The following is a 14,291-nucleotide window of genomic DNA, read 5'->3' on the forward strand; positions in this document are numbered from 1 at the left end:
AGGGTCAGGTACACACCGGTCAGCAGCAGCACGATGAAGCTGTACAACGCGATCTCACCAAGCAGGAACGACCAGTGCGTCGGGAAGACCTTGTTCAACTGACGACGCACCGCCGCCGAGGGGTGGTACCGCGAATCGATCGCATCGCCCTGATGGGCGGCCAACTCTGCGAGCTTGGGACTCATGTGTTCGCTCCCGTGTGTTCGACCCTCATTGTGCGCCGCCACACGCGTCATATTCTCGTCACAAATGGCATTTGGACGCTTCGTCATCATTCGGTCATCGGTGTGACGTCACCCCTTGAGTTCGGCCCCGAAGTCTCGCATCGATCCCACCAAAGCTTCGAGCACGCGATGGGCGATCGTCAGCTCCGCGACGGAGAATTGCCGCAGCGCGGCAGCGGTGTGCTCACCCAACGGCGCGAAGAACGCCCTGGCCACGGCATTCGGGTGATCCGCATAGCGCAGCAAGATCTTTCGCCGATCCGACGGGTGCTGCTCACGGGTCAGGTGGCCGGATTGCACCATGCGGTCGACCAGATAGGTGATGGCGGCGCCGGAGACGCCGATGCGCTGGCCCAGCTGGCTCTGCGTCAACGGCTCGCCGTCGCGCTCGGACACCATCACGTGCAACAGCGCGCGAAAATCGTTGTCCGTCAGATCATGTCGCTCTCGAAACACCCGACTGAGATCATCGGATTCGGCAGACAGCGCCTGCACGTCGGACACGATCGACGCTTCGACGGCATCCCTGTTGGCAGGTGAGCGGCTCACTCGCACATATCCTTCATTTGATTAATCATTAATTGCCTTAATATACTGCCATCATGCATGCCTGGGAGCGATACGCCACCATCATCTCCGGCCGGCGGTCGTGGATCGCCGCGTCGGTCATCGCCGTCGTAGCCGGCTTGCTGTTGGCGCTGGCCGGATCGAACGACGGATCCACCAAATCGCCGGTGCCGGTGCCCGCCTCGGCCGAGTCGGCCCGAGCGGCCGTGCCGGCCAAGGCCTTCCCGGCGGGCAACGAGGCGCCGGTACTCCTGGTCGTCTCGCGAACCGATGGCGCCGCACTCTCGCCGGCCGACCTCACCGCCGCGCAGGACGCTCGCCAACGGGTGCTGGCTCGCGCCGGCGCGCAGGGTGGCGCACCACTGACGACGTCGGAGGACGGCGTCGTCGCGGTGGCCCCGGTGGCGATCGCATCCGACCTGACCGGCTTCGACCTCGCCGACACCGTCACGGGACTGCGAACGGCCGCCGACGACGGTGCGCCCGGCGGACTCCAGCTCCAGATCACGGGCGGGCCTGCCTTCGGCGCCGACATCGCCGACTCGTTCTCCGGAGCCAACGTCACCCTCCTGGCCGTCACCGCCGCGGTCGTAGCGCTGCTGCTCATCCTCACCTATCGTTCGCCGATCCTCTGGCTGGTGCCATTGACCGTCATCGCCCTCGCCGACCAGACGGCGGCCGCGCTCGGCGGTGTGGTGGCCGGGGCGAGCGGACTGACCTCCGACGGCTCCACCACCGGAATCACCAGCGTGCTGGTGTTCGGCGCCGGCACCAACTACGCCCTGCTGCTGATCTCGCGGTACCGGGAGGAACTGACCACGACCAGGAATCACCGTGACGCATTGAGAGTCGCTCTACGCCACGCCGGGCCCGCCATCCTGGCCAGCAACGCCACCGTGGTGCTCGCGTTGCTCACCCTGCTGCTGGCCGTGGTGCCGTCCACCCGCAGCCTCGGTGCGCAGGCCGCGTGCGGGCTAGTCGTCGCCGCGGTCTTCGTCCTCGGCGTGCTGCCGCCCCTGTTGGCAGTGTTCGGAGCAAAGCTGTTCTGGCCCTTCATCCCCCGCCACTCCGACCATCGCCGCGAGGAACCCCGCACGGGTGCGTGGTATCGCGTGGCGACCTGGGTGAGCGACCACGCGGGCCGGGTCACCGTCGGCACCGTGGCCCTGCTGGCGGTGCTCGGCACGGGGGTACTGAGCACGCCGGTCGGGCTGTCGCAGACCGAGCAGTTCCGGGTGAAGGCGGAGTCGGTGACGGCCTACGACATCCTCGCCGCCCACTTCCCCGGTGGGCTGTCGTCGCCGACGTCGGTCATCGGTCGCACCGACCGCGCCGAGGAGCTGCAGCGTGCGATCGACGCGACCCGCGGCGTCGTCTCGGCTCAGAACGTCGGCACCTCGAAGTCCGGCCTGACCCAGTTCTCCGTCGTCGTCGACGCCCCTCCCGCCTCGGAGTCGGCCTTCGACGTGGTGACGCACCTTCGGGAAGCGGTGCACGCCGCCGACGCTCAGGCACTGGTGGGCGGGGCCGACGCCCAGGCGCTCGACGCCCGCGCCGCCGCCCAGCGTGACCAGCGCGTGGTGATCCCGGCCATCCTCGTCGTGGTCCTGCTGGTGCTCTACGTCTTGCTTCGGGCGGCGTTGGCGCCACTGGTCCTGGTCGCGGTGACGGTGCTCAGCGCGCTGGCGGCGCTGGGCCTCGGCGGCTGGCTCAGCGTGCACGCGCTCGGTTTCCCGGCGCTCGACGCCACCACTCCCCTGTTCGCGATCCTGTTCCTCGTCGCGCTCGGGGTGGACTACACCATCTTCCTCATCACCCGGGCGCGGGAAGAAACGCACGAGTACGGCACCCGCGAGGGCGTCGTGCGGGCCGTCTCGGCCACCGGCGGCGTCATCACCAGTGCCGGGATCGTGCTCGCCGCGGTGTTCGCCGTCCTGGGCGTACTGCCTCTGATCGTGCTCACCCAGATCGGCATCATCGTCGGCCTCGGCATCCTGCTGGACACCTTCCTGGTGCGGACCGTGATGATCCCCGCGCTGTTCACCCTCGTCGGCCCGCGCATCTGGTGGCCCGCCCACGTCGACCCACGGGAGGGTTGACCGCCTGAGGTCAGCTCCTGAAGCGGTGCGCCGTGTCGATCACTCGAGGGGCGCCGTGTCCTCCGGGCGTTCCGGCGTCCCGGATCCGTGCCGGCCGGTGAGTCGCCGGTGCTCCACGAACTGCCAGGCCACCCCGGCGACGACGGCCATCGCGGCGAGCACCGCGCCACCGGTGGCCAGTGAGGTCCTGCCCACGGCGAAACCGGCCAGGGTGAGGGCCGTCAACGCGAGACCGACGGCGATCAGGACGTAACCGGGCCAGCGAGCCGCGTCCTTGAGCGCTTCGCCGGCGATGGGTCCGGGCGTGTTGGTCGCGTCCGGCGCGACGTCATCGTGTGCCATGTTCGGTATTCGGCACCGACGCCCAGTGCGCTTCCCGACGTGACGTGTTCTGCGACACGTCCACCGCAGATCCACGACGTCGGGGAGAATGTCGGTCATGACCGCTACCGACGACGCTTCCTCGCAACGGTTCGCAACACGGCGCCGGGAACTCGCCGAGGCCCATCTGCGGCCCCCGGCCTCACGGCCGTCGTCGTCGGGCCGCGGAGTGCACCACACGGCGCTGATCAGTGGTGACGTCGAACGGACCATCCGGTTCTACCAGGACCTGTTGGAATTTCCGCTGACCGAACTCATCGAGAACCGCGACTACCACGGGTCGACCCACTTCTTCTTCGACATCGGCAACTCGAACCTGTTGGCGTTCTTCGACTTCCCGGGATTGGACCTGACACCGTACGCAGAGGTGCTCGGCGGGCTGCACCACGTGGCGATCAGCGTCGAACCTCAGCGCTGGCAGCACCTTCGCGAGAAGCTGGCCACCGCGGGCGTCGAGGTGTCCGAGCACAGTGAGGTGTCGCTGTACTTCCGCGATCCCGACGGCGCGCGGATCGAGCTGATCGCCGACCCACTCGGTGAGATGTACGGCACACGAGTGTTGTGACGCCGGACCCGTCCACGGCGGTGGCGGCGACGAATCTTCAACGACGTTCCTACGAGTGATGTCAAGGGTGTTCATGACCTCTGTTCAGACCGACGAGTTGGTCGTCCTCCTCGACGACGCGGGCCGCACGATCGGCACGGCACGCAAGGCCGACGTCCACGGTGCGACGACGCCGCTGCACCTGGCGTTCTCCTGCTACCTCTTCGACGACGAGGGCCGGGTCCTCCTGACTCGGCGGGCGCTGCACAAGAAGGCCTTTCCCGGGGTGTGGACCAACTCGTTCTGCGGACACCCCGCACCCGATGAACCGATGGAGGAGGCGGTGATCCGCCGGGCCCGTACCGAACTCGGGGTCGACGTGACGGAGTTGCGCTGCGTGCTGCCCGACTTCCGTTACCGCGCCGTCGACGCCGGTGGCGTCGTGGAGAACGAGGTGTGCCCGGTCTTTCGTGCGCGGGTCGACGGAGCGCTCGACGCCGACCCCGAGGAGATCATGGACTCGGCGTGGGTGCCGTGGGAGCAGCTGCGAGCAGCCACCGCGTTGCCGTGGGCGATCAGCCCGTGGGCGGTGGAGCAGGTACCGCTGCTCGACGCCGCGAACGCCGTGCGTTAGGTCAGCGCCCGGACCGCAGCGCGTACAACCGCTCGGCGTAGGCGAGGTCGTCGCGCCACAGCCGCGCGGCGGCGGCCCGCATCAGCGGACGAATCAGGGGCGCGGCGACCAGGCCCTTGCCGAAGTTGGGTCGGTCCGAGTACGCGATCGAGGCCTCCAGCACTGCGGTGCGCGGCAACCCGTCCGGGCCGGGACCCAGTGGGGTGCCGTGGGTTTCGACCACGCTGCCGACGCCCTCCCCCTCGACGATGCGCATGACGACGGTCCGCGGTCCCGGTGCGGTGAACTCCGCGATGACCGGCACGCCGAGCTTGCCGATCCGGAACGTCACGTCGACCAGGAAGCGGTCTTGCGCATCGGGCACCTCGTCGACCGCAGGCGGGGCGCTGAGCACCTTGAGTTGGGTGAACGAATACGGGTGGAACCACGCGCCGTGCCAGGGGTCGAGTCGGTTGGCGACGATGTCTCGGGGCTCGCAGGTGCCCTCGAGCCGGGCGACGGCGGCGATCTGCGGGTGCCCTGGTCGCTCCGGCACGATGGGGGCGTCGGTGGGCTCTTCGCCGCCGACGGCGTCCAAGCGCACCCAGCAGAGCACGCCGTCGTCGTACGCGGGGAACGGCTTCCACGTACCGTGCCGGCGCTCGGAGAGCCGCAGTCCGTGCCACGGACACACGAGGGTGCCGCACTCCACCGGTGCGGTGGCCAGGTCGGCGCCGAGGTGCGGGCAGGCGCGCGGCGCGACCAGCAGCCCGCCGTCGGCACCGCGCCAGGCGACGATCTGGACGCCCGCGACTTCCGATCCAGTTGCCTTGGAGGCGATCTGAGAACTGGCAGCGAAGGGATACCAGTTGCCGCTTGGGCGCCGTTCGGCCCTGGCCAGCGCCGTCGAGATGATTCGTGGGTCGGCGTCGCCGTAGGTGGGCGCCTGCGCCGCCCAGTCCAGGGACGGCAAGGTGGTGAACGGCCAACCCTTGGCCATGTTGGCGCGAAACTCGGTGAACGAGCTCATGTTCGACGACCTTCCGCTCGAGCGATCAACCGGCCGAGACGGGCGGAACGCCCGCGGTTGGGCACGGTGTGCAGCGTGTGACCGGCCAGACCGAAGGTCTCGAGGAGCTCGTTGGCCGCCGTCCATCCCGTCGTGGCCGCCCGCTCCATCAGCGCGACCGGCAGATCGATGCGGATGCAGTCCCCGGCGAGCATCACGCGGGGATCGGGGGTGCGCACGGTGGGCCGTCGCTCGAAGTCACCCGGGCCAAAGGTCGGACAGTCTTCGCGCCGCAGCAACCGCTCGTCGACGATGGTCGCCGCGGCGGTCTCGGGATACAGGTCGTGCATGCGGGCCAGCAGGCCGTCGCGCACCTCGGCGTCGTCGGCCGTCACGGAATAGCCGTGCAGTTCCACCACCGAGCCGCCCGTGCGCGACGCCCATTGCGCCGCTTCGCGTTCGTAGCGTTCCAGCACGCTGACGTTGTCCAGCGGCGGCCGGCCGCCGGTACCGAGGAACGCCGCCCGGTCCGGCCGCACCGGTCGGTCCAGCCAGAGCCGCAGCACGACGAACGGCGGCGCATTGCCCACACCGGCCACCCGCGCCCGCCAGTCGTCGTCACCCAGGGTGGGCGACGCCGCGACGATGCGGCGCAGCCCGGCGACGTCGGTCGCCAGCACCACCGCGTCGGCGACGAGGTCGTCGTCCCCACCGCAACCGACCCGCACGCCCTCGCCCAGCTCGACCGAGCGCACCGAGGTCCCGGTGTGGAACCGGACGCCGTTGCCCTCCAAGTACTTTCGCAGCGGGTTCCACAACGCGTCGTCGAAGTTGGCATTGGCGACGTCGAACACGAGGCCCTCGTCGGAGCCCAGGAAGTAGATGTGAAACATCGTCACCAGCTCGGCGGCGGAGAGCTTCTCGGGCTTGACGAAGAAGCTCCTGGCGAACACCTCGAACGCCAGGTGCCGCGCCGCGTCCGGAAAGTTGATGTCGGTGAGGAACTGGGCCGCGTCCCGGTCGTCGAGGTCGTAATAGGTCTGAGGTACCGACGCGGTCGCCAGCGGGGCGGCGGCCATGCCGTCGATGCGGACGAGGTCTCGCAACCGAAAGGTGGGGCTGCGCAGGGCGAAGGTCAGGGCGTTGAACGGCGGTGTACGCGGCAGGCCACGGAACGTGTCCCGTCGGCCGTGCTCGTCGACCAGCGGGTAGTCCTCGACCGGCGTCAGCGCCGACAGGTGGGGATCGGACCGGCGAAGTAGTGACCGCAGGTTGTAGTACTGCCGGAAGAAGGCGTGGAAGCCCCGGTTCATCGCGACCGCGGAACCGTCGGCGAGGGTGTCGGGCCACCCGCCAACGCGCCCGCCGACGTAGTCGTTGGCCTCGACGACGTCGACGGCCACTCCGCGTTCGCTGAGGCCGGCGGCAGCTGCCAGACCGGCGATGCCGGCGCCGACGACCACCACGCGCGGGGTCGTGTCCAGCGCGTCGGCGTGGGGCAGTCCCTGGCGCGCGGGAACGGTCTCGTGAAGCTTGTCCACTCCTACCCCTTTCGGTGCCGCAGCCGCGCGCCCCAAGCCTTGACGATGCCCGCCCCGGCGACAGCCGCGCGACGTCCCTTACCGACACTGGCACGTCGGCTGAAGATCTCGAAGTCCATCTCCTCGATTTGGTCGAGGATTTCGGAATACAGCTTCAGCGCGGTCTCGACGCAGGGACGCGACACCGGGGCCAATGCGGTGATGCCCGGCCTGGCCGCCTCGTACACCCCCCGCGTCACGTCGTGCTGTTCGCGAAGGGCTCGGCGCACCCGGGAGTCGATCCGGCGGGTGGTCTGGCACCAGCTCAGGACGTCACGGTCGACGCCGTGAACGGCGAGTTCGTCGGCGGGCAGGTACACCCGCCCACGCCGAAGATCTTCGTCGACGTCGCGCAAGAAGTTGGTCAGCTGGAACGCCTTGCCGAGGGCCGCGGCGAACGGCGCGGCGTCCTCGCGTGGGCCGACGGTCCCGAGGATGGGCAGCATCTGCAGACCGATCACCTCCGCAGAGCCGTACATGTAGCGCTCGAGCGCGGTCCGGTCGGGATAGTCGGTGACCGTCAGATCCATCCTCATGGAGGCGAGAAAGTCGTCGAACAGCTGCCACCCGATGTCGTAGCGGCGAGCGGTGTGCACCACCGCCGTGAGGGTGGGGTCGTCGGCGCAGTCCTGGTTCTCGACGAGGCAGTTGAAGAGCTGCGTGGAGAACAGCTGCAGTTGCTGAGCGCGCACCTCGTCACCGCGGCTGTCGTCGAACTCGTCGAGGATGTCGTCGGCCCGGCGGGCGAAACCGTAGAGCGCATGCACCGCGGGGCGCTGGGCGGGCGAGAGCAGACGCGTGGCCAGGAAGAAGGTCTTGCCGTCGCGGGCGTTGATCTCGCGGCAGGTCCGGTAGGCGTCGCGCAACGACGGGTCGAGCACTCCCGCGGCGTCCAGTTCCGAACTGATCATCGTGGCGCGACCTCTCGCTTCGACTGTGCCACCGGCACTCCGGTGATCCGGTCGGCGGCCAGGCGGCCCGACATCACCGCGGTCGGGACGCCGACGCCCGGCACCGTCGACGAGCCGGCCAGCACGACGTTGTCCACGCCGCGCACGGTGTTCGCGGGTCGGAAGGGTCCGGTCTGGGCGAAGGTGTGTGCCAGCGCGAAGGGAGTCCCGGCCAGCATGCCCTGGCGACCCCAGTCGGCGGGGGTCACCACCGAGAGCACCTCCATGTCGTCGCCGACCTGGGGCAGCCGCTCTCGGACCGCGCCGAGCATGTGTTCGACGTACGTAGAGGACGTCGAATCCCAATCGATCGGGCCGATTTCGGTATTGGGGGTCGGCGCGAGGACGTAGAGCAGGTCGCGTCCGGGTGGGGCCAGTGACGGGTCGCCCGCCGTGGGCCGCGTGACGAGCAGCGACGGATCACCCATCACCCGGCCGTCGGTGATGATGTCGGTGAAGGTCTGTTTCCAGGCCTCGCCGAACAGGATCGTGTGGTGTCCGACCGACGGGTCCACCGTGGGTACGCCGACGTGGGCCACCACCGCCGACGGCGCCGGCCGCAGCTTGAGCAGGCGGCGAGGTGCGTAGTCCAGCAACCGGTAGGTGTCGGGGAGTTCGGTGGTGAGCACCACGGCATCGGCCGGGATGCGCTCGCCGCCGTCGGTGACGACCGCGGTCGTGCGCGAGCCGCTGCGCTCTATGCGCGACACGGTGGCGCCGTAGACGAATTCGACGCCGGCGTCGGCGGCCGCGGCGGCCATCGCGTCGGGCAGGGCCCGCATGCCGCCGCGGGGGAAGTAGACCCCGGCGACGGTGTCCATGTAGGCGATGACCGCGTAGACCGCGAGTGCGCTCTGCGGCGGAACCCCGGCGTAGAGCGCTTGGAAGGTGAACACCCGCAACAGGCGTTCGTCGCTGAGGAACTTGCGAATCACGTTCTCCCACTTGCGAAAACCGCCCATGGCCAGCAGTCGGCCCAGTTGCGGGGTCAGCAGTGAGAGCGGCGAGTCGAAGTTGGCTCCGATGAAGCCGTCGAACTCGGTCTCGTACAACGAGGTCAGCCACTGGCGCATCTGCAGGTAGGCGTCGGCCTCCTTGGTCCCGGAGAACCGCTGCACCTCGGTGTACATCGCCATCGGATCCGTGTGCACCTGCAGGGTCTCGCCGCCGGCGAACACCGCGTTGTAGGCAGGGTGGACGGACTGCAGTTCGAGGCGGTCGGTGAGCTTCTCCCCGACCGCTCCCATCGCGTCGTCGATGATGTCGGGCATCGTCAGCACGGTGGGGCCCATGTCGAGGCGGTAACCGGAGACGTCGGCCCGGCCCACGCGTCCGCCGGGGTGATCCTCGCGCTCGACGACGGTCACGTGGCGGCCGCGGCCGGCAAGGTACAGCGCTGCCGACAGCCCGGAGAGTCCACCGCCGACCACGACGACCCGGTCGGTCTTACCCTTCACGGTGCGCATCACGCACTCCTCTCGGTGCAGTACACGGCCATGTCCTCCAGTGCGGCACGGGCTTTCGGCGGGATGCCGGCGACGTCCAGACAGTCGATCGCCCGCGTCAGCCGCTCGTCGATCGACTCCTCGATCCACTGTGCGGCTCCGCTGGCGAGGATCAGCGTGCGCCACCGCTCGGCGTCCTCCGCGGTCAGGGTCGGGGTGGTCATGAGGTCGGCGAGTTGCCGTCGCAGTCCGGCGTCGGCCAACTGATGGGCGGCGACCACGACGCTGGTGGCCTTCTGCGCCTCGAGGTCGGTGCCGACGGACTTGCCGGTGACCGTTGGCGAGCCAGAAATACCAAGAAGGTCGTCGCGCATCTGGAACGCCTCGCCGATCGCGGTGCCGTACTGGCCGACGGCGTCCACGATCTCGGGGCGACACCCGGCCATCGCCGCCCCGATCTCCAACGGCCGGCGCACGGTGTAGTTGCCGGACTTGCGTCGCGCCACGTCGAGGACCTCTTCGAAGGTGGGGAAGGCGTGGGAATCGTTGACGAGGTCGGCGAGTTGGCCGACGGCCAGTTCGACGCGCATGTCGTCGTAGCGAGGCCAGACGCGGGCGAGCGCCTCGGCGCCGACGCCGCTCTGTCGGAGCATCTTCTCCGCCCACACCAGGCAGAGGTCCCCGAGGATGGTCGCCGCGGATTCGCCAAAGCGATCCGAGGAATCCGTCAGCCCGCGTCCCCGGTGCCAAGCGCTCAACGCGACGTGGGCGGCGGGCCGTCCACGTCGCAGCGCCGACTCGTCCATCACGTCGTCCTGCAGCAGGGCGAACGCGTGCAGCAACTCCAAGCTCGCCGAGGCGCGCAACGCCGCCTCGTCCTCCTCCGCACCGCAGAGCCACCCCAGATACATGAAGGTCGACCGGACGTACTTGCCACCGTCGAGGAAGTCCGACAGGACCTCGCTGGCGACCTCGACACCCGTGCCGTCGAGCTGGGGCAGGCACTCGGTGGTCACGAAGTGATGCAGCAGTGTCCGCACGGCGTCTCGTACGTCGACCGAGTTCCGGACGGCTCGCACCGTCGTGCTGCGGTGTCCACGGCGACGACGGTGGGTCAGCGCGAGTCCCGGCGGTTCACGATCGTCGCCGGTCATGTGCACGGATTGCCCACTCGACACGGGGTTCACGCCTCGCTTTCGCGCGTCTGGTGACTTCGTTGGTCCTGGTCCGTCGGTGTCGTCGAGCTGGTCCCCACGACGAGGCATTCGGAGCCGACCTGATTTCGGCGGGGTGTGACGTGGACGATACCTCCGTACGGGCGTAGCTCAAGCGAGGTGACCACCCAGTTCGGCCTCGGCGCCGGCCTGCTTGGTGGCGGCGTCGGAGATGCGCTGGTGTGCCGTGCGCAGCAACAGGTCGTGCTGCATGCGGCGTTGCGGGGACGAGGTGCGGGCCAAGTCGACCAGGTCGGCGGACACCTGTTGGGCGATCAGCCGCAGTTTTACGTTGTGCTGTTGAGACTGCTCCCGCAGACGCAGGAACGCTTCGTCGGCGTCGATTCCGTACACGAACATCAGCATGCCCTTCGCCTGTTCGATGACGGCTCGGGTCGCATCATAGGGAAAGGCGCCGGTCGGCTCGTTGTCGTCGGATCGGCCGTGTCCGGGGTCGGAACACGCGATGCCCAGCCGCTGCCGCTCGAACTGCATGGCCCCCCTACCGCTACTGAACGACTAGTCCTTTTCTGAACTTATTGTCCAATAGTGCCCTGTCATCGGCTCACAGGTCAACGCCGGTCGAGTGCGTCGCTGGTCACGGGCAGGGTCAGCCGAAACCGTGCACCCACGTCGGACGGTTCGCACACCAGATCGCCACCGTGCGCCCGCGCCAGGGCCCGCGCGATCGAGAGCCCCAGTCCGGCCCCGCCGTGATCGCGATTGCGGGACGCGTCCAGTCGCACCAACCGGTCGAAGACCCGCTCGCGGTCCGCTAGGGCCACCCCCGGCCCGGTGTCGTGCACGACGACGTAGGCGGCCGCCGGGTTGGCGGGCCCGCCGCCCGCCTCGACGTGCACGGTGATCCGACCGCCGGCCGGCGTGTAGCGGCGCGCGTTGTCGAGCAGGTTGGCCAGGATCTGACCGACCCGATGGGGGTCGGCCGCGATGGTCAGGCGGTCCACCCCCGTCCGGGTCACCGAGATCTGGGGGGCGAGCATGTCGGCCCGCTCCACCTGAGCCTCGACGATGCCCACCAGGTCCACCTCGGCGATGCGGAGCGGCAACCCGGCGTCGATGCGACTCAGGTCCAGCATGTCGGTCACCAGTCGCCCGGCCCTGCGGGCGTCCGACAGCAGCAGCGAGAGTCGGCGCTTGACGCGCGACGACGCCTCGGGCGTGGTGTCGTCGGCCGTGTTGACCAACTGCTCTGCGGCGACCTGAATGCCAGCCAGCGGCGTACGGAGTTCATGTGCGGCGTCGGCCAGGAAGTCCCGCATCTGCGCCTCGGCGCGGCGGGCGGCCTCCGCGGCCTCCTGCGCATTGCGCTCGGCGTCCTCCAACGCGTCGAGCATCACGTCGAAAGCTGCTGCTGCGCTTCCCAATTCGGTATTCGGACGGTCGGGGCGTAGACGACGGCCACGGTCACCGGTGCTGATCGCCTTGGCGACCGTGGTCAGCCGGTCGAGGGGTTGCAGTGCCCCGCGCGCGACCGCGATCAGCACGACAGCCGCCACGACGATGGTGACCGCACCCGCGCCGATCAGCAGCTCACGAAGATCGCGCACGGCCGCGGTGGCCGGAGTGGTGTCGGCGACCAGGATGACCCGGGACCCGTCGGGCAGCGGATGCACCATCGCCGTGTTGGTCTCCTCAGCCGGCGGCCGAGGGGGCGGAGGAGGGCCACCGGGGCCCCCCGGGGGCGGGGGTGGACCGTTCGGGTCGTTCGGGTCGTTCGGGCCGTGAGGCCGACCCGGCCCGTCCGGGCGTTGCGGTGGCTCTGGAGGCGCGACGGCAGCGCCCGGCCCCTCCACGGTGTCGGGACTGATCGCCGGGTCGCCATAGGACTGTCCGTCGGCCGTCACCAGCAGCGCCCGGATGCCGCCCCCGTTCAATTCGGCCGCCGTCTGTTGCGCCGACGCACCGGATTGGGCGAGGGCATCGGCCCGCGCCGCAGTCGCGACCAACCGGTCGTGCAGGTCGCGGCTCACCTGTGCGCCAAACGCGAAGTCGACCATCACGCCGAAGATCACCAGCGCGGCTGCCAGCAAGGCCACCGCCGAGAGCGTGACACGGCGACGCAGCGACGGGGTCTCGGTCACGATGCCGTCGGCCGCAGTTGGTAACCAATCCCCCTGCTGGTGTGCAGGATTCGTGGGCCGTGCGCCTCCAGCTTGCGTCGGAGGGCGCTGATGTAGACCTGCACGAGGTTGGGGTCGTAGGCGTCGTAGCCCCAGACCGCGGTGAGGATCTGCTCCTTGCTGACGAGTCTGCCGCGCTGATCGGCGAGGTAGGACAACAGGCGCAGCTCGGTGGCCGTCAAATCCAGCGGCTGACCGGCGCGGGTGGCCGTGCCTGCGTCGACGTCGAGCATCAGGTCGCCGAGTTGCACGGCTGACGGCAAACGCCCACGGCGGCGCAACACCGACCCCACCCGTGACACCAACTCGGCCAGCTCGAAGGGCTTGACGACGTAGTCGTCGGCCCCACCGTCGAGACCACGGAGCCTGTCCTCGAGACCGTCGCGGGCGGTGAGCAAGACGATGCCGGTGTCTCCGTAGTCCCTGACGACGTTGATCAACGCGAACCCGTCGCGGCCCGGCATCATCACGTCGAGCACGACCAGATCGGGGCGGAAGCCGCGCAGGGCATCCTCGAGGCCCGCGCCGTCCGAGCGCGCGCCGGTGACGTAGCCCGCGTCGTCGAGCGCTTCGCTGACCATCTCCCGGATGGTCTCGGAGTCTTCGACGACCAGGACGCGGGCGCGCGGCTCTGGACGCAACGGTGCGCGACTGGTCATGCGTTCATTGTGGCCCGTGCCGGGTCGGGCTCTCTGAAGCGAAGCTGAAGGATTCGGTGTGCACCCGCATTCTTCAGGTTCACTTCAACTTCGGCCAGCAACGTCGTCACCAGCAACCGCCAACCGAAGTGAGGACGACGTGACCGACGACAAGACCAACGACACGACACACGACGACATGACTGACACCGACAACCTGACCACCCAGCACGTGGAACCCGAGCCGCACGCCGAGCCGGCCGCCGAGAAGCCCGCCAGCCGTTGGGCCGACACGGGCGACCGCGTGCGCCGACATCCCGTCGGGGTCGCCCTGGGAACGGGCGTGGCAGCCCTGATCGTGGGCGGCATCCTCGGCGCCACGCTGTTCGGCGGACCCTCGCAGGACGTAGGACCGGCAGGCATGTCGAAACACTATGCGGCTCAGGGTGAGATGTGCGCGCCCGGTGGGCCGGGCGGTCCCGATGGGCAGTTCGACGGCCCGCCGCCACCGCCGCCAGGTGGTCCCGGTGGACCCGGTGGCCGACATGACGGCCCGCCGCCACCGCCGCCGGGAGGCCCCGGTGGACCGGGTGGGCCCGGTCAGTTCGCCGGCCCGCCCCCGCCCCCCGGTGGGCCCGGTGGACCCGGTGGACCGGGTGCCCCCGGTGGGCCCGGTGGGCCCGGTGGACCCGGTCAAATCGCCGGCCCGCCACCGCCGCCCGCCGGTGCGGACGCTCCCGCAGCTCCCGCAGCTCCCGCAGCACCCGGTGGTCAGCAGGCGCCGGCACCGCAGCCCGGCGGTGCGGCTCCCGCCCCGGCGGCTCCCACCACGCCCCTGCTGCCAGCCGAACGGCCCGCGCGCTAAGTGGCTGTCGCCTCGGGGTTC

Annotated in this window: 14 protein-coding genes and 1 pseudogene; 4 read left to right on the plus strand and 11 right to left on the minus strand. The window is 69.6% G+C overall.

Going from position 1 to position 14,291, the window contains the following annotated elements; genetic code table 11:
- Together H7K45_RS19555 and H7K45_RS19560 are read right to left on the minus strand one after the other, a co-directional pair.
- Positions 1 to 185, minus strand: a pseudogene (locus tag H7K45_RS19555) (cytochrome bc1 complex cytochrome b subunit); the annotation flags it as partial.
- Positions 186 to 293: 108 nt separating this feature from the next.
- Positions 294 to 773 (minus strand): MarR family winged helix-turn-helix transcriptional regulator, encoded by a 480-nt coding sequence (locus H7K45_RS19560; protein WP_263997619.1) that lies wholly within the window; start codon positions 771 to 773, stop codon positions 294 to 296.
- A gap of 83 nt (positions 774 to 856) precedes the next feature.
- Between H7K45_RS19560 and H7K45_RS19565 the strand changes: the two genes are divergently transcribed.
- A complete protein-coding gene (locus H7K45_RS19565) occupies positions 857 to 2,890 on the plus strand; it encodes an MMPL family transporter (protein ID WP_263997650.1) in 2,034 nt (677 codons plus the stop codon).
- A 39-nt stretch (positions 2,891 to 2,929) separates the two neighbouring features.
- Here H7K45_RS19565 and H7K45_RS19570 read toward each other — a convergent pair whose 3' ends face one another.
- On the minus strand, positions 2,930 to 3,232 hold the full coding sequence (locus tag H7K45_RS19570; RefSeq protein WP_263997620.1) for a hypothetical protein: 303 nt from the start codon (positions 3,230 to 3,232) through the stop codon (positions 2,930 to 2,932).
- A 97-nt stretch (positions 3,233 to 3,329) separates the two neighbouring features.
- On the opposite strand from H7K45_RS19570, the gene H7K45_RS19575 reads away from it, so the two are divergent.
- Together H7K45_RS19575 and idi are read left to right on the plus strand one after the other, a co-directional pair.
- The gene (locus H7K45_RS19575; RefSeq protein WP_263997621.1) at positions 3,330 to 3,836 is read left to right on the plus strand and encodes a VOC family protein; all 507 of its coding nucleotides are present in this window, start codon (positions 3,330 to 3,332) and stop codon (positions 3,834 to 3,836) included.
- A gap of 73 nt (positions 3,837 to 3,909) precedes the next feature.
- On the plus strand, positions 3,910 to 4,449 hold the full coding sequence (gene idi, locus H7K45_RS19580) for an isopentenyl-diphosphate Delta-isomerase (RefSeq protein WP_263997622.1): 540 nt from the start codon (positions 3,910 to 3,912) through the stop codon (positions 4,447 to 4,449).
- A gap of 1 nt (position 4,450) precedes the next feature.
- On the opposite strand, the gene H7K45_RS19585 is transcribed toward idi, so the two are convergent.
- The 8 genes from H7K45_RS19585 to H7K45_RS19620 form a co-directional block, all read right to left on the minus strand.
- Positions 4,451 to 5,458: a DUF5914 domain-containing protein gene (locus H7K45_RS19585; protein WP_263997624.1), complete on the minus strand. Its 1,008-nt coding sequence runs from the start codon at positions 5,456 to 5,458 to the stop codon at positions 4,451 to 4,453.
- A complete protein-coding gene (locus H7K45_RS19590) occupies positions 5,455 to 6,978 on the minus strand; it encodes an FAD-dependent oxidoreductase (protein ID WP_372512591.1) in 1,524 nt (507 codons plus the stop codon). The genes H7K45_RS19585 and H7K45_RS19590 overlap by 4 nt, the downstream gene beginning before the upstream one ends.
- 2 nt (positions 6,979 to 6,980) lie before the next feature.
- Positions 6,981 to 7,928 (minus strand): phytoene/squalene synthase family protein, encoded by a 948-nt coding sequence (locus H7K45_RS19595; RefSeq protein WP_263997625.1) that lies wholly within the window; start codon positions 7,926 to 7,928, stop codon positions 6,981 to 6,983.
- Positions 7,925 to 9,433, minus strand: a complete 1,509-nt coding sequence (gene crtI, locus H7K45_RS19600; protein WP_263997626.1) for a phytoene desaturase family protein — start codon at positions 9,431 to 9,433, stop codon at positions 7,925 to 7,927. Before crtI ends, H7K45_RS19595 begins: the two co-directional genes overlap by 4 nt.
- Entirely contained in the window at positions 9,433 to 10,566 is a 1,134-nt protein-coding gene (locus H7K45_RS19605) for a polyprenyl synthetase family protein (RefSeq protein ID WP_263997627.1), read from the minus strand. The genes crtI and H7K45_RS19605 overlap by 1 nt, the downstream gene beginning before the upstream one ends.
- A gap of 171 nt (positions 10,567 to 10,737) precedes the next feature.
- Positions 10,738 to 11,121: an ANTAR domain-containing protein gene (locus tag H7K45_RS19610; RefSeq protein WP_263997628.1), complete on the minus strand. Its 384-nt coding sequence runs from the start codon at positions 11,119 to 11,121 to the stop codon at positions 10,738 to 10,740.
- Positions 11,122 to 11,198: 77 nt separating this feature from the next.
- Positions 11,199 to 12,728: a HAMP domain-containing sensor histidine kinase gene (locus H7K45_RS19615; protein WP_263997629.1), complete on the minus strand. Its 1,530-nt coding sequence runs from the start codon at positions 12,726 to 12,728 to the stop codon at positions 11,199 to 11,201.
- Positions 12,725 to 13,426, minus strand: a complete 702-nt coding sequence (locus H7K45_RS19620) for a response regulator transcription factor (protein ID WP_263997630.1) — start codon at positions 13,424 to 13,426, stop codon at positions 12,725 to 12,727. The genes H7K45_RS19615 and H7K45_RS19620 overlap by 4 nt, the downstream gene beginning before the upstream one ends.
- A 139-nt stretch (positions 13,427 to 13,565) precedes the next feature.
- Between H7K45_RS19620 and H7K45_RS19625 the strand changes: the two genes are divergently transcribed.
- Entirely contained in the window at positions 13,566 to 14,270 is a 705-nt protein-coding gene (locus H7K45_RS19625; RefSeq protein WP_263997631.1) for a hypothetical protein, read from the plus strand.
- Positions 14,271 to 14,291: the final 21 nt, after the last annotated feature.

It is taken from the genome of Mycobacterium yunnanensis, from assembly GCF_025823185.1.
Taxonomy (GTDB): domain Bacteria; phylum Actinomycetota; class Actinomycetes; order Mycobacteriales; family Mycobacteriaceae; genus Mycobacterium; species Mycobacterium yunnanensis.

Coding starts and splice junctions, on each gene's coding strand:
- H7K45_RS19610 (WP_263997628.1), bottom strand. CDS start 11,121: ATGCAGTTCGAGCGGCAGCGGCTGGGCATCGCGTGTTCCGACCCCGGA.
- H7K45_RS19605 (WP_263997627.1), bottom strand. CDS start 10,566: ATGACCGGCGACGATCGTGAACCGCCGGGACTCGCGCTGACCCACCGT.
- H7K45_RS19570 (WP_263997620.1), bottom strand. CDS start 3,232: ATGGCACACGATGACGTCGCGCCGGACGCGACCAACACGCCCGGACCC.
- H7K45_RS19620 (WP_263997630.1), bottom strand. CDS start 13,426: ATGACCAGTCGCGCACCGTTGCGTCCAGAGCCGCGCGCCCGCGTCCTG.
- crtI (WP_263997626.1), bottom strand. CDS start 9,433: ATGCGCACCGTGAAGGGTAAGACCGACCGGGTCGTCGTGGTCGGCGGT.
- H7K45_RS19585 (WP_263997624.1), bottom strand. CDS start 5,458: ATGAGCTCGTTCACCGAGTTTCGCGCCAACATGGCCAAGGGTTGGCCG.
- H7K45_RS19575 (WP_263997621.1), top strand. CDS start 3,330: ATGACCGCTACCGACGACGCTTCCTCGCAACGGTTCGCAACACGGCGC.
- idi (WP_263997622.1), top strand. CDS start 3,910: ATGACCTCTGTTCAGACCGACGAGTTGGTCGTCCTCCTCGACGACGCG.
- H7K45_RS19595 (WP_263997625.1), bottom strand. CDS start 7,928: ATGATCAGTTCGGAACTGGACGCCGCGGGAGTGCTCGACCCGTCGTTG.